We start from the raw sequence: 14,793 nt of genomic DNA on the forward strand, positions 1-14,793 counted from the left end.
CCGTCACCGCTTCGCGGCCCCCCGCACCTGGCTGCGCACCGCGCCCATGCTCGCGCCGATGACCAGCGCGATGGCGAGGGCGTCCGTCGTGGTGAGGGCCTGGTCGAGCACGAGGAAGCCGGCCGTGGCCGCGATCGCGGGTTCCAGGCTCATCAGGATGGCGAAGGTGGGTGCGGGCAGGCGGCGCAGGGCGATGAGTTCGAGGGTGTACGGGAGGACGGAGCTGAGCAGCGCGACGGCCGCGCCGAGCCCGAGCGTCGTGGGGACGAGGAGCTTGGAGCCGGCGTCCATGATGCCGAGCGGCAGGGAGAGGAGGGCGGCCACCACCATGGCCAGCGCGAGGCCGTCGGCCTGCGGGAAGCGGCGCCCGGTGCGGGCGCTGAAGACGATGTACGCCGCCCACATCGCCCCGGCCCCCAGGGCGTAGACGGCGCCCACAGGGTCGAGCCGGTCGAAGCCCCCGCCGCTGAGCAGGAGGACCCCGCCGAGCGCGAGGGCCGCCCAGACCACGTTGACCAGGCGGCGCGAGGCGATCACGGACAGGGCGAGCGGGCCGAGCACCTCCAGGGTGACCGCGGCACCGAGGGGGATGCGGTCGGCGGCCTGGTAGAACAGCGTGTTCATGCCGCCCATCGCGATGCCGAAGGCGACCACCGTGCCCCAGTCGGCGCGCGAGTGTCCGCGCAGCCCGGGCCGGCAGACGACGAGCAGGACGAGCGCGGCGGCGGCCAGGCGCAGGGTGACGACGCCGAGCGCCCCGGCCCGGGGCATCAGCAGCACGGCGATCGCGGCGCCGAACTGGACGGAGAGCCCGCCCGCGACGACCAGCGCGACCGGGGCGAGCGCCGCCCCGCGCCCGCCGGGCCGCTTCGCGCCGTCCTGCCCGCCGGGCGCCGGGGAGCCGAGCGCCGGGGAGGCGACCGCCTCCGGCACGGCGACGGCGGCTGCGGCCGGTTCTGCGGCGGTGGTCTGGTCCTTCACCCGGGGCCTGTCCTTCTGGTGTCCTTCTGCGTCCTGAACCTGCGGCGGTACATCACACTGCACTGCCGCATATACGGTACTGCACCCTCCGGGCACAACACCTTCCCCCACCGTACGGAATCCGCCCCATTCGACCGGGTACGGCATATCGCCGCGCACAACTCAACGGTCAGAAATTGACATGTTGAAATCAAAAATAGAAAGGATTTCACCACAAGTTCTTCCCAAACGTTTCGTCAATTCTCATATAGTGACGGGGACTTACCTGGGAATCACCTGTTCCAGTTGTCACGCTTGTCCTCGGTACCACGCTCGTCCGAACCGTCCCGTCCGTCACCGTCCGCCCCCAAGGACTCCGCTTTGCGCCCCTCAACCCGGCCGACCGCACTGGCCCTTCTGGTCACGGTGGCCCTCACCGCACCCCTGTGCGCGTGGGCGACCCTCGCCGCTCCCGATTCGGCCGGGACCGCGGTGGCCTGGGGCTCCGGCGCCGCCGCCGTGCTGCTCGCGGCCGCCGTGACGACCGCCGTCCACGCCCGCGCCACGGTGCGCCGGCTGCGGGAGGCGCACTCCGCCGAGAGCGGACGGCTCACCGCGGAGGTCTCCCGCCTGGTGTCCGCCTCCGCCGCCGAGGCCCAGCGGTTCACCGCGGAGAACGCCCGCGTGAAGGCGGCCGCCGCCGCCGAGACGGCGAAGGCCAAGGAGGAGGCCGAGGCCGGCGCCGCCCGCCTCACCGCCGAGAACGCCGGCCTGAAGGCCCGCGCCTCGCTCGCCGAGACCGAGCGCTCCGCGGCCCTCACCGCCTGCGCCAACGCGGCCGGCCGGATGCAGGCCCTGGCCACGAGCATGCTCGCCGACCTGCGCGAGATGGAGCACCGGCACACCTCCGAGGACGTCCTGAGCGACCTGCTGCACCTGGACCACCGCACCGCCCAGGCCGGCCGCCTCGCCGACTCCATCGCCGTGCTCACCGGCGCCCGCTCCGGCCGGCGCTGGGCCAAGCCCATCGTCATGGAGTCCGTGCTGCGCGGCGCGATGGGCCGGATCAGCGGCTACCAGCGCGTCCGGCTCCACTCCACCAGCGACGTCGCCGTCGCCGGCCACGCGGCCGAGGGCGTCATGCACGCCCTGGCCGAGCTCCTCGACAACGCGGCGAACTTCTCGCCGCCCACCGCCGAGGTCCACGTCTACGTGGAGGAGGTCCCGGCCGGGATCGTCGTCACCGTCGAGGACAGCGGCCTGGTCATGAGCGAGGTGCAGCTGCGCCGGGCCCAGCGCGCGGTCGCCGCCGAGGACGCCGACCTCACCGGCCTGACCGGCACCCGGCTCGGGCTCGCCGTCGTCGGCCGGCTGGCCCGCAAGCACGGGCTGACCGTCTCGTTCCGGCCCTCCGCGCGCGGCGGCACGGGTGCCCTGATCATGCTCCCGCAGGAGATCATCACCCGCGCCCCGGCCCGCCCGGCCCCGGACGCGGCGTCCGGCGAGCCCGAGCCCGTCCACACCTCCGGCGCCGAACCGGCGGCCCCCGCCGCCCGCCGCACCGCCCCCGCCCCGCGGCCCGCCCCGGAGCCCCTGCGCTCCGACTCGGCCTCGGACACCACCGGAAACCTCCCGAAGTTCGGTGAGAGCGGCCTGCCCAGGCGTTCCCGCGGCCGCACCCTGGCCGCCGCCGAGGCCAGGGCCCGGGCCACCGCCTCCGACACCGCGCGGGACACCGGCGCACCGGCGGACGGCTCCGCGACCGGCCCCCGTACATCCGACCCCAAGGCCCGGGCGGAACGCTTCAGCAGCTTCCGCAACGCCGTACGGCCCGACTCCCCACACCCGGAAGGCAACGCCCGATGACCGCGACCACCGACGAGAAGCTCAACTGGCTGCTGGAGGGGCTCCTCGAACGGACCCCCGGCGCCCGTCACGCCCTCGTGCTGTCCAGGGACGGCCTCAAGCTGTGCCGCACCCCCGAGCTCTCCGTCGACCAGGCGGACCAGCTGGCCGCGATCTCCGCCGGCATCCAGAGCCTGTCCCACGGCGCGTCCGTCGAGTTCGGCGACGGCAAGGGCGGCGTCCGGTCGGCCATGGCCGAGTTCTACGGCGGCGTCCTGTTCATCGTGGAGGCGGGCGCGGGCGCCCACCTCGCGGTCGTCGCCGCCGAGAGCGCGGACGTGGGCCTCGTCGGCCACAACATGAGCGAGCTCGTCGAACAGCTCGGCGAGCACCTGGTGGCCCCGCCCCGCGAGCCCGTCGAGGCGGCCGCCGTCCGGGCCACGGCCGTATGACACCGCGTCCCCGCCCCGGGCGGGACGAGGACCCCGACCGGCTGTACACCCTCACCGGTGGCCGCACCCGGTCCGACTCCGCCGCCTTCGACCTGGTCACGCTGGTGGTCTCCGAGTGCGAGCCGGCCACCGGCATGCAGTCGGAGCACGTGGCGATCCTGCGGATGTGCGAACGCCCCACCGCCCTCGTCGAGATCGCCGCCACCCTCGACCTGCCCGTCAGCATCGTGCGCATCCTGCTGTGCGACCTGCTCGACACCGGCCGGATCAGCGCCCGCCACCCGCGTACCGCACGCGTATCGGACCGGCTTCCCGCCCCCGACCTCCTGGAACAGGTGCTCGTTGGACTCCGCAACCTCTGACCGTGCCGCCCTGCAGGCGACGGCCGACAACGGACTGAAGATAGTCGTGGTCGGCGGCTTCGGGGTCGGCAAGACCACCATGGTCCGATCCGTGAGCGAGATCCGCCCGCTCAACACGGAGGAGACGATGACCCGCGCGGGCGAGGCGGTCGACCGCCTCGACGGCGTCGGGTCCAAGACGTCCACCACGGTCGCCTTCGACTTCGGGCGCATCAGCCTCGACGAACGCTCGGTGCTGTACCTGTTCGGCGCGCCCGGCCAGGAGCGCTTCTGGTTCCTGTGGGACCGGCTGTTCTCCGGCACCCTGGGCGCCGTCGTCCTCGTCGACACCCGGCGCCTCGCCGACTCCTGGTACGCCATCGACCGGCTGGAGCACCACGGCACGCCGTTCATCGTCGCCTGCAACGACTTCGGCGGCCCGCTCCACACCGAGCAGCAGATCCGGGAGGCGCTCGACATCTCCCCGGACGTCCCGCTCGTGGAGTGCGACGCGCGCGACCGGTCCTCCAGCAAGTACGTGCTGATCACCCTCGTCGAGCACCTGCACCGCCTGTCCGCCGCCCGCACCAAAGACGCCGGCGAACCCCCCGTGCCCGCCGGCGGCCCCGCCCCGGCCGCCGCCGCCCTGACCCCGGAGCCCACCCCGTGACCCAGTGCCCCCACGCGGAGGCCGCCGGCGCCGTGCCGCTGTCCGGCCCCCGGTTCCAGGCCGAACCGGCGCAGCTGTACCGGGAGCTGCGGCGCGACCACGGACCGGTCGCACCGATCGCGCTGCCCGGCGACATCCCCGCCTGGCTCGTCCTCGGCTACCGCGAGCTGCACCAGGTCACCGGCGACCCGGCCCTCTTCACCCGCGACTCGCAGCTGTGGAACCAGTGGGACGCGATCCCCGACGACTGGCCGCTGATGCCGATGATCAGCCGGACCCAGCCGTCGGTCCTCTACACGGTCGGCGAACGCCACAGCCGCCGCTCCGCCGTGATCTGCGAGGCGCTGGAGGCCACGAACCCCTTCGAGCTCAGGAAGAGCACCGAGGAGTTCGCGGACGAGCTGATCGACGCGTTCTGCCCGGCCGGTTCGGCCGACCTGATCGCCGAGTACGCGATGCTGCTGCCCGTGCGGGTCCTGGCCAAGCTCTACGGCTTCTCCGACGACAAGGGCCCCGCCCTCGTCACCGCGATGAACGACATGATCAACGGCGGGCCCACCGCGCTGGCCGGCCAGCGGCACATCGCCACGTCCGTGTACGCGCTGCTGGCCGAGCGGCGCGCCGAGCCCGGCGACGACGTCGCCTCCCGGATGCTCGCCAACACCGCGGGCTTCACGGACGAGGACGTGGCCCGGGACCTGATGGTCATGATGGCCGCCGGGCACCAGCCGACCGCCGACTGGATCGGCAACTCGCTGCGCCTGATGCTCACCGACGACCGCTTCGCCGCCTCCCTCTCCGGCGGCCGGCACAGCGTCGGCGAGGCCATGAACGAGGTGCTGTGGGAGGACACCCCCACCCAGAACATCGCGGGGCGCTGGGCGGCCCGCGACACCCATCTCGGCGGCCGCCACATCAAGGCCGGCGACCTGATCGTCCTCTCCCTCGCCGGTGCCAACGCCGACCCCCAGGTCCGTACCGACGGCTCCACGCTCACCGGCGGCAACAACGCGTTCTTCTCCTTCGGCCACGGCGACCACCGCTGCCCGTTCCCCGCGCAGGAGACCGCCGAGGTCATCGCCCGTACCGCCATCGAGGTCATCCTCGACCGGCTGCCGGACGTCGACCTCGCCGTCCCGGCCGAACAGCTGACCCGACGCCCCTCGCCCTGGCTGCGCGGCCTGACCGACCTGCCCGTGAGCTTCACTCCCACCGTCTCCCGCGGGGGTGTCTCGTCGGCCAGGACCGGGGCCGCAACGTCTGGCACGGCACCTCGCGGCGTTGCCGAAACACCCTAATCGCTCCTTCCCCAAGCTCTCAGCTTCGTTCGAGCAGGGGAGGCCCCACCGAGGATGCTCCGGCGCCTTGCGATGCACCGCACCAGACGCCGCAGCCTGATCCGGCCCTGACCAACGAGACACCCCTTGGAGCCCCCAGATGACCGCGCCCACCACCGCACAGGACACCGAGCGCATCGTCCTCGACCCCTTCGTCACCGACCTCGCGGGCGAGAGCGCGCGGCTGCACGCGGCGGGCCCGCTCGCCCGGGTCGAACTGCCCGGCGGCGTGGCCGTCCACGCGGTCACCCACTACGCCGAGGCGAAGGCGCTGCTCACCGACAGCCGCCTGGTCAAGGACATCAACGTGTGGGGCGCCTGGCAGCGCGGCGAGATCCCGCTGGACTGGCCGCTGATCGGTCTGGTCAACCCGGGCCGCACCATGCTCACCGCCGACGGCGCCGAGCACCGCAGGCTGCGCGGCCTGGTCGCGCAGGCGCTCACCGTGCGCCGGGTGGAGCGGCTGCGCGAGGGCATCGAGACCCGCACGAAGGTGCTCCTGGACCGTCTGGAGCAGCACGCGGCGGGCGAAACGGTGGACCTGAAGGCGGAGTTCGCCTACCCGCTGCCGATGAACGTCATCAGCGAGCTGATGGGCATCGACTCGGCCGACCTGCCCCGGATGAAGGAACTCTTCGACAAGTTCTTCTCCAACATGACGCCCCGCGCCGAGGTGCCGCAGATGATGGCGGACATCCACACCCTCTTCTCGCGCATCCTCGACGAGAAGAAGGGCTCCCCGGGCGACGACCTGACCGGGGCGCTGCTCCTGGCGTCCGAGGACGGGGACCACCTGACCGACGCGGAGATCCTCAACACCCTGAAGCTGATCATCGCGGCCGGTCACGAGACGACGATCAGCCTCATCGTGAACGCCGTGGTGGCCCTGGAGAGCCACCCGGAGCAGCGGCGCGCGGTGCTGGCCGGCGAGGCGAGCTGGGACGGGGTGATCGAGGAGACGCTGCGCTGGTCGGCGCCGACCTCGCACATCCTGATCCGGTTCGCCACGGAGGACATCGCGGTCGGCGACCGGGTGCTGCCCAAGGGCGAGGGCGTCATGATCTCGTTCGGGGCGATCGCGCACGACGAGGGGCAGTGGGGGCCGTCGGCGACCGAGTTCGACGTCACCCGCTCCCCGAACCGCCACATCTCCTTCGGCCACGGCCCGCACGTCTGCCCCGGCGCCGCGCTGTCCCGCCTGGAGGCGTCGGTGGCGCTGCCCGCGCTGTACGCCCGCTTCCCGGAGCTGTCGCTGGCGGTCCCAGCGGGCGAGCTGCGCAACAAGCCGATCGTCACGCAGAACGACCTGTACGAACTCCCGGTCACGCTGCGCTGACACCGCGCGTACGGATGTTCCTCCGACGACCACGGGTCGGAATCCCTGTCTCATCCGACGGACAGGCTGCGTAGCCGCCGCACCGAGCGGCTACGCTCCGACTCGTGGCCGACATCCAGATTCCCGCTGACATCAAGCCCGCCGACGGGCGCTTCGGCGCCGGTCCCTCCAAGGTGCGGACGGAGGCGCTCGACGCGCTGGCCGCCACCGGCACCTCCCTGCTCGGTACGTCCCACCGCCAGGCTCCGGTGAAGAACCTGGTCGGCGCGGTGCGCGACGGCGTACGCGACCTCTTCTCCCTCCCCGAGGGCTACGAGGTGATCCTCGGCAACGGCGGCTCCACCGCCTTCTGGGACATCGCGACGCACGGTCTGATCGAGTCGAAGTCCCAGCACCTCAACTTCGGCGAGTTCTCGTCGAAGTTCGCGAAGGCCGCCAAGCTCGCCCCGTGGCTGGCCGACCCGACCGTCATCGCCTCCGAGCCGGGCACCCACCCGGACCCGGAGGCCGAGGCGGGCGTCGACGTCTACGCCTTCACGCACAACGAGACCTCGACCGGTGTCGCGGCCCCCGTCAAGCGTGTCGCGGGCGCCGACGAGGGCTCCCTCGTCCTGGTGGACGCCACCTCCGGCGCGGGCGGCCTGCCCGTCGACATCGCGGAGACGGACGTCTACTACTTCGCCCCGCAGAAGTCCTTCGCCTCCGACGGCGGCCTGTGGATCGGCGTCTTCTCGCCGGCCGCCCTGGAGCGCGCGGCCCGCGTCCACGCCTCGGGCCGGCACATCCCGGAGTTCTTCTCGCTGCCCACGGCGATCGACAACTCGCTGAAGAACCAGACGTACAACACCCCGGCGCTCGCCACGCTCTTCCTGCTGAACGAGCAGCTGACGTGGATGAACACCCAGGGCGGCCTGGACTTCACGACCGGCCGCACGGCCGCCTCCGCCGGCCACCTGTACGGCTGGGCCGACGAGTCGAAGTACGCGACCCCGTTCGTCACCGACCCGGCCAAGCGCTCGCAGGTCATCGGCACGATCGACTTCGCGGACGAGATCGACGCCGCCGCGATCGCCAAGGTGCTCCGCGCCAACGGCATCGTCGACACCGAGCCGTACCGCAAGCTGGGCCGCAACCAGCTGCGCGTGGCGATGTTCCCGGCGATCGACCCGTCGGACGTCGAGGCGCTGACGGCGTGCATCGACTACGTGATCGAGAAGCTGTAGCCCTTACGCCCCGGAACGGCCCTGCGCACCACGTGGTGTGCGGGGCCGTTCCGTTTCTGCTTCACCCGACCGTGTGGCATATGCCAGGAACACGGTCTGGGCCCGTTCAGCCCTACGATGATGGTCTCGACACCAGCCATTCCAGGAGGCCCGCAATGTCTGCAGCAGCAGCCGAGCACCCCTGTGACGATGGACCGGAGCCCCTGCTCGTCACGGCCAACCGGCTCGCCGAGCAGAATCCCGGCTATCGCGTCGAGATCATCGGAGGCGTCATCACCGTGGCTCCACCCCCGGACGGCCCGCACGCGGACGCGCTGACCACGCTCATGATCCCGTTCCTCGCCGCAGGGCTTCACGGCGCGGAATCGAGAGTCCTCCAAGGCATCGGCCTGTGGCTGCCGGGTGGCCCCGAGGACTACGCGGTCCCCGATCTCGCCCTGGTGGACGCGGACTTCGACGAACACCTGATCAAGAACAACAGTTACGACCCGGCCGTCTTCCGCCTGGTCCTGGAGGTCACCTCCAGCAACTACACCAGCGACCTCCGGCACAAGGTCGCCGCGTACGCCGAGGCGAAGATCCCCGTCTACGTGATCCTCGACCGGAAGCACGGCCGCGTCCACGTCCTCACGGAACCGCTGGGCAGCTCGTACGACCGCCACGAGGTGTACGCCCCCGGCCGGCGGGCGCCGCTGCCCGCCTCGATCGGCGCCGAGGTGGGTCTCGATGTCGCCGAGCTCATCCGGGCGGGCCGGGCGAAGCCCCGTACGCCGGACGCCTGAGGGCCTGGAGGCCCAGCTCCCACCGCTCCTCGCCGTCCTCCCACTCCCCGGTCCGCGCCAGGCCCGCCCCGGCGGCCACGGCGGCTGAGGCGGTGTGCTCGGGGTGGATGTGGGCGATCACGGTCGTCACGCCCGCCCCCCGGAGGTGCGCGACCAGGCCCCGGGCCGCTTCCCGGGCGTAGCCGCGCCCCTGCCAGGCCGTCCCCACCACCCACGCGACCTCGGCGCGGTCGCCGCGCACGGTGGCCTGCACGTACCCCACGAGGCCGTCCCCGGCCCGCAGCACCCAGTTCCACCACAGCTCGCCGGGGTCCGGCGACCCGGCGGTCTGCCGTACGTAACGCGCCCGCAGGGCCTCAGGGGTCTTGGGGGCGCCTCCGGTGAAGGTGTGCAGGGCCGGGTCGGCGAGGGCGGCGGCCATCTCGTCCGCGTACTCCACCCGCAGGGGCAGGGCGTCGAGACGGAGCGTGGCGAAGGGCTCGGGGCGGCGGTGGCGCGTCATGGTCCGGGGACCCTACGCGAAACGCCTGCGGGCCGCCCACCGCCCGGATGAGGGCGGGGACGTACCGGCGGACCATGGAGGCATGGACACGATCCCGCAGCTCAAGCCCTTCGTGAAGCAGTACACCGTCCTGCTGAGCACGCGGCGGCAGGACGGGACGCACGCCCACACCCCGGTGCACATCGCGGTCGAGGGCGACCACGCCTACATCCGCACGTTCTCCTCGGCGTGGAAGGTGGAACGCATGCGCAACCACCCGGTGGTGCGGCTCGGCCCGTGCACCGCACGCGGCCGGCCGACGGGCCCGCAGATCGAGGCCCACGCGCGCCTCCTCCCGGCCGGTTCGAAGGAGAACACGCACGCGTCCCGGATGCTGTCCCGGAAGTACCCGGCGACGCAGGGGGTGCTCGTCCCGCTGACGCACCGGATCAAGCGGGACCGGACCCTGCACTACGAGATCCGGCCGATGGAGAACTGACACCAAGTCGCCGCGGAAATAGGTAGGTTGGAGGTTCTTTCGGCCTACGGGGGAGTGATGACGCAGGACCTCCGCGAGCGGGCGGGGAACGCCGCGCGCCTCCTTCTCCGGCAGGCCGCCCGCGCCGGGACCGATGCCCGCGCCGGGGAATGGTTCCTCGGCCCGGAGGCCGCGGCCGCGGCCCAGGAGGTCCGCGCGGCTGTCGTCCTGCCGGACGGCGGCCTCTGGGACCTCGCGGCCCTCGCCCTCGGCCACGCCGAGTGGTTCCGCTACCTGTCCATGCGGGAGGCCGACCCGACGGCCCTGGGCGCGGCCGTGCTGTGGTGCGCCTCGGCGGACGTGCCGGACCCGGAGCGGCTGCCGCGCGAACTGCGGCCGCTGCTCGCCCTGCTGGCGGACGCGCCGGACGGCGCCGCGACGGACCCCGGCCTCGCCTACCACACCGCCATCGGATTGATGACGCTCTTCCAGCGGGGCCTCGCGCCGGGCGGCGCCCTCTCCTTCGCCGAGACCCTGCTGCGCCACGCCGCCACCGCGTTCGGCGACGACAGCCTCGAACAGGGCACCTGCCTGTCCGATCTGGGGCTCGTCCTCCTCTACGCGTTCGAGACCGGCGCAGGCCGCCAGGCGCTCGCCGCCGCCGTGGAGGCGAGCCGCGCCACCGTGCTCTGCGCCTTTGGCGACCGGGACGAGCAGGCCCGCCGACACGGCAACCTGGGCCACGTCCTCAGGCACTGGGCCGGCTCGAACCAGGACCCGGAGGCCATGCGGGAAGCGGTCGCCGCCCTGCGCCGGGCGGTGGAGCTGACCACCTGGGACAACCCGGTCCGGCCGCAGCTCGACGCCACCCTCGGGTCGGCCCTCTGCGGCGCGGCCGGGCTCCTGGCCGACCCCGGGCTCCGCCGCGAGGGCGTCGCACTGCTGCGCGCGGCCCTCGCCGAGACCGGCGTCCCGCTGCCCAGCCGGGCCTCGTTCCTCTCCGATCTGGGCGTCGCCCTCGTCCAGGGAGCCCCCGACGACGGTGACGACACCGGCCGGTACGAGGAGGGGATCGCCGCCTGCCGCCAGGCCGCGGAAACGGCACCCAACCCGTACGAGCGCGTCGTCTACCTCACCAACCTCGCCCTGCTCCTGAGCGGTCACGCCGTCCACACCGGAGACCGGCACGCGCTGGACGCCGCGGACGAGGTCGCCCGCGAGGCCCTGGACGCCGCTCCGGAGGGGCATTCGATCCGCGCCCAGGCGCACTACGTCCTCTCCCGCGTCCTGGGCTCCCGGTACGCGGCGGGGGGACGGACCCGGGAGGTGGAGGAGGCCCTCGCCCACGCCCTGCGCGGGATGGAGAGCGTGCCGCCCGACGACCTCACCCGGCGCGTGCTGCACGCCACCGGACTGGCCGAGCTGCTGTCCAAGCAGGCCCTCCGGCGCGTCGGGACGACCGGAGCGGCGGACAGCACCACAGGTCCGCGCGAGGCGGTGGCGCTGATCCGCGCCCTGGCCGCCGACCTCCCGGCCCGCTCGGAGGACCGCGCCCGGATCCTCCTGGCACTCGGACGCTGCCTGCGGGCCTCGGCCGACCCGGCCGACCTCGACGAGGCCGTCGACTGCTTCCGCGCGTGCCTCGCCCTGCCGCCCCCCGACGACACCTTCGAGGCCACCGCGCGCTTCGCCCTCGGGACGGCGCTGACCCACCGCGCCGGCACGGACGACGACGCGTGGCGGCGGGGCGCCGAGGAGATGCGCCGGGCACTCGGCCTCTTCCCGGAGCGCAGCCCGGCGTACTGGGAGTGCCACGCGGATTACGCGCACACCCTCTTCGCACGGAACCACACGACGAGCGGGGTCGAGCTGTACGAGGAGGCGGTACGGCTCATGCGCGAGGAGCTGGCGCACGCTCCGTTCTCCCGCCCCCGGAGTTCCGTGTGCCGGTCGAACATCGGCGTCGCCCAGGCGAGGATCGCCGGGCGCACCGGCCGGCCCGAACTCTTCGCCGAATCGGTGGCCACCCACCGCGAGGCCATGGCCCTGTCGTCGGCGGACGACTTCCTCCACGCGTACCAGTGCATGTGCTTCGGCGAGGCGCTGCTGGCCCTCGGCGAGTTCTGTTCGGACACCGGAGCGATGCGGGAGGGCATCGAGGTGCTGCGCGGGGCCGTGGCCGCGTCCGACGAGGACACCTACGGCGGGGCCACCTGCCGGACGGCACTCGGGGAGGCCCTGCGCCACCTTGCCCGGCTCTCCTCCGACCCCGCGCCGCTGGAGGAGTCCGTGCGCCTGCACCGGGAAGCGCTCGTGATGACCTCCGGGCCGCCCGATCCGGGGGCCCGGCTCGCTCTCGCCAACAGCCTCGGAGCCCTGCACCGCTACACCCGCGACGCGGCCCAGGCGGACGAGGCCCTGTTCCAATACCGGGCGGCCCTGCGGGCGTTGCGGCCCGAGACGTCCGAGTTACGGGGGCCCCTCCTCACCGGCATGGGCTTCATCCAGTGGAGCACGGCCCGCCACACCGGCGACGAACAGCTCATGGACAGCGCCGTCGAGACGCTGCGCGAGGCGGTGCACTGCACCCCGAGGGCGCGCGTCGGCATGGCGCTCACCGATCTCGGCAGCGCGCTCATGGACCGGGGCCGCCTCAGCGGCAACCGGGTCTGGGTGGCCGAAGCGGTGGCGGTGCTGCGGCGGGCGCTGAAGGAGTGCCTGCCGTCCTCCATGGACCGGCCCCTGCACATGAACAACCTGGCGGAGGCGCTGCGCCAGTGGGACGCGCTCACCGGCGGGTCGTCGGCCACCGAGGAGGCGGCCGGCCTGCTGCGCGCGGCGATGGCCGTGGAGGGCGGCGACCACGCGGGCGGCGAAGTGGCCACCCTCAACCTGGCCGCCCTGCTGATCCACCAGGCGGAGGAGAACGGCGACCCGCGTGCCGTGGACGAGGCCCGCCGCATCCTGGAGGAGGCGGTCGACCGCTTCGGCGCCCCCCACCCCCTGCGGTTCTCCGCCCTCCAGAAGCTCGCGCTGGCCCATCAGGTGACCGCCCAGCTGTCCGCCGGCTCTTCGCCGGCCGCCCGGCAGGCGTGGGAGCGGGCGGCGGCCGCCGCGCGGGAGTCCCTCGTCGGCATGGCCGAGGACGACCCCGACCACACCCTGTCGCAGACCCTGCTGGTCGTGTCCCAGCTGAACCGGCACGACCTGGGCGAGCCCGTCGATCTGGCGGAGGTGGTCCGCCGCGCCCGCGTCGGCGCGCGCAATCCGGCCGCGCACCGCGTGGGCCGGGTCCAGGCGGCCCATGTCTGGGGGCTCGCGGCGGCGAGGGCGGGCGACCACGCCGAGGCGCTGGAGGGGTACGCGTACGCCGTCGGCCTGCTGCCCGGCATCGCCCCGCGCGGCCTGGCCCGCGTCGACCAGGAGGCCCGGCTGAGCAACGGCGACGGGCTGGCGTGCGACGCCGCGGCGCTGGCGATCGAGGCGGGCCGCCCGGACTACGCCCTCGCCCTGCTCGAACAGGGCCGGGGCGTGCTGCTGGGCCAGGGCCTGGAGGACCGGGCGGACGTGTCACGGCTGCGCGAGGCGGACCCCGCCCGCGCGGCCGAGTTCGAGCGGGTCCGCGACGAGCTGAGCGCGCCCTCACCGCTCTCCCCCGCCCACGACGCGCACCGGGCGGGCGAGATCGCCGAGGCCCGGCACGCCCTGGCCGCCCGCTGGAGCCGGCTCCTCGCGGAGGTGCGGGAGCTGCCCGGACTGGACGGCTTCCTGCGCCCGCCCGCCGTGCCGGAACTCGTCGCCGCCGCCGACGGCGGCCCCGTCGTGGTCGTCAACGTCAGCGCGCACCGCTGCGACGCCCTGGTCGTGACCGCCGGGGCCGGGATCGAGGTGGTGCCCCTGCCCGGCCTCACCCTGAGCGACGCCGTCGAGCGGGCGGCGGAGTTCGTCGACGGCGTCGAGACCGCGTACGGCGGAAACGGCGTGGACCGGGCCGTCGCGATGATGGGCACCCTGTCCGCGACGCTCGGCTGGCTCTGGGACACGATCGCCGCGCCCGTCCTGGCCCACCTCGGTCTGGACGCCGGACCGGCGGCGGGGGAGCCCTGGCCCCGGCTGTGGTGGTGCCCGACCGGCTGGCTGTCCTTCCTGCCACTGCACGCGGCCGGGCGCGGCGGGCCGGACTCCGGCACCTGGGTCATGGACCGCGCCGTCTCCTCGTACACCCCGACCCTGCGCGCCCTGGCCCGGGCCCGTGCCGGGCTCGCCGCCGGCGCGCGGGGCGGCCGGGGCGCGCCGCCGGCGCCGCTGGTCGTGGCCCTCGCCGAGACGCCGGGAGCGCCACCGCTGCCCGGCGTCACGCGTGAGGCGGAGGTATTGGCGGAGCTGTTCCCCGGCCGGCGGCTGATGGCCGGGGCCGACGCGACGGTGGACGCGGTCGGCAGGGCCCTCGAAGCGCACCCGTGGGTCCACTTCAGCTGCCACGGCGTCAGCGAGCTGCTCAGTCCGTCGCAGAGCGGTCTCGTCCTGTACGACGGCCGCCTCACCGTGTCCGACGTCGCCGGCCGGCGTCCGGCGAACCCGGAACTCGCCGTGCTGTCCGCGTGTTCCGCGTCGCGGGGCGGCGTGGAACTGTCCGACGAGGCGGTCCAGCTGGCCGCGGCCTTCCAGCTGGCCGGCTACCCGCATGTGATCGGGACCCTGTGGCCCATCGCGGACAAGCTGGCGACGCACCTCACCGAGGCGTTCTATCGGGCGCTCGCCGAGGACATCGCCCGGGGCCGCCCCATCGACCCGGCCGCCGCCCTGCACGGCCCGGTCCGGGCCCTGCGCGACCGCTACGCGCGAGCCCCGCACCTGTGGGCGGCGCACCTCCACACGGGCCCGTGAG

12 protein-coding genes are annotated in these 14,793 nt (G+C 73.8%); 10 read left to right on the forward strand and 2 right to left on the reverse strand.

What is annotated here, in order from left to right; translation table 11 throughout:
- Positions 1-3: 3 nt before the first annotated feature.
- Positions 4-981: an EamA family transporter gene (locus tag ABZ564_RS09115; RefSeq protein WP_360851964.1), complete on the reverse strand. Its 978-nt coding sequence runs from the start codon at positions 979-981 to the stop codon at positions 4-6.
- Positions 982-1,341: 360 nt separating this feature from the next.
- Between ABZ564_RS09115 and ABZ564_RS09120 the strand changes: the two genes are divergently transcribed.
- From ABZ564_RS09120 to ABZ564_RS09155, 8 genes are all read left to right on the forward strand, one after another.
- Positions 1,342-2,826, forward strand: coding sequence for an ATP-binding protein (locus ABZ564_RS09120; protein WP_360851968.1), 1,485 nt, complete (start codon positions 1,342-1,344; stop codon positions 2,824-2,826).
- Positions 2,823-3,257, forward strand: coding sequence for a roadblock/LC7 domain-containing protein (locus ABZ564_RS09125; protein WP_360851971.1), 435 nt, complete (start codon positions 2,823-2,825; stop codon positions 3,255-3,257). The genes ABZ564_RS09120 and ABZ564_RS09125 overlap by 4 nt, the downstream gene beginning before the upstream one ends.
- The gene (locus tag ABZ564_RS09130) at positions 3,254-3,619 is read left to right on the forward strand and encodes a DUF742 domain-containing protein (protein WP_360851974.1); all 366 of its coding nucleotides are present in this window, start codon (positions 3,254-3,256) and stop codon (positions 3,617-3,619) included. The genes ABZ564_RS09125 and ABZ564_RS09130 overlap by 4 nt, the downstream gene beginning before the upstream one ends.
- Positions 3,600-4,268 carry an ATP/GTP-binding protein gene (locus tag ABZ564_RS09135; protein ID WP_360851977.1) on the forward strand — a complete coding sequence of 223 codons (669 nt, stop codon included), beginning with the start codon at positions 3,600-3,602 and terminating at the stop codon, positions 4,266-4,268. Before ABZ564_RS09130 ends, ABZ564_RS09135 begins: the two co-directional genes overlap by 20 nt.
- Positions 4,265-5,566: a cytochrome P450 gene (locus ABZ564_RS09140; RefSeq protein WP_360851980.1), complete on the forward strand. Its 1,302-nt coding sequence runs from the start codon at positions 4,265-4,267 to the stop codon at positions 5,564-5,566. The genes ABZ564_RS09135 and ABZ564_RS09140 overlap by 4 nt, the downstream gene beginning before the upstream one ends.
- A gap of 139 nt (positions 5,567-5,705) precedes the next feature.
- Positions 5,706-6,941 carry a cytochrome P450 gene (locus tag ABZ564_RS09145; RefSeq protein WP_360851983.1) on the forward strand — a complete coding sequence of 412 codons (1,236 nt, stop codon included), beginning with the start codon at positions 5,706-5,708 and terminating at the stop codon, positions 6,939-6,941.
- Between the two features lie 104 nt (positions 6,942-7,045).
- Positions 7,046-8,164, forward strand: a complete 1,119-nt coding sequence (gene serC / locus ABZ564_RS09150; RefSeq protein ID WP_360851986.1) for a phosphoserine transaminase — start codon at positions 7,046-7,048, stop codon at positions 8,162-8,164.
- A gap of 155 nt (positions 8,165-8,319) precedes the next feature.
- Entirely contained in the window at positions 8,320-8,946 is a 627-nt protein-coding gene (locus ABZ564_RS09155; protein WP_360851990.1) for a Uma2 family endonuclease, read from the forward strand.
- Here the strand turns inward: ABZ564_RS09155 and ABZ564_RS09160 are convergent.
- Positions 8,903-9,448, reverse strand: coding sequence for a GNAT family N-acetyltransferase (locus tag ABZ564_RS09160; RefSeq protein ID WP_360851993.1), 546 nt, complete (start codon positions 9,446-9,448; stop codon positions 8,903-8,905). The two genes, ABZ564_RS09155 and ABZ564_RS09160, sit on opposite strands and share 44 nt — an antisense overlap.
- Positions 9,449-9,530: 82 nt before the next feature.
- Between ABZ564_RS09160 and ABZ564_RS09165 the strand changes: the two genes are divergently transcribed.
- Positions 9,531-9,926 (forward strand): PPOX class F420-dependent oxidoreductase, encoded by a 396-nt coding sequence (locus tag ABZ564_RS09165; RefSeq protein WP_360851996.1) that lies wholly within the window; start codon positions 9,531-9,533, stop codon positions 9,924-9,926.
- Between the two features lie 57 nt (positions 9,927-9,983).
- The gene (locus ABZ564_RS09170; RefSeq protein ID WP_360851999.1) at positions 9,984-14,792 is read left to right on the forward strand and encodes a CHAT domain-containing protein; all 4,809 of its coding nucleotides are present in this window, start codon (positions 9,984-9,986) and stop codon (positions 14,790-14,792) included.
- The last annotated feature ends 1 nt before the right edge of the window (position 14,793 follow it).

Source organism: Streptomyces sp. NPDC019224 (genome assembly GCF_040632605.1).
Taxonomy (GTDB): domain Bacteria; phylum Actinomycetota; class Actinomycetes; order Streptomycetales; family Streptomycetaceae; genus Streptomyces.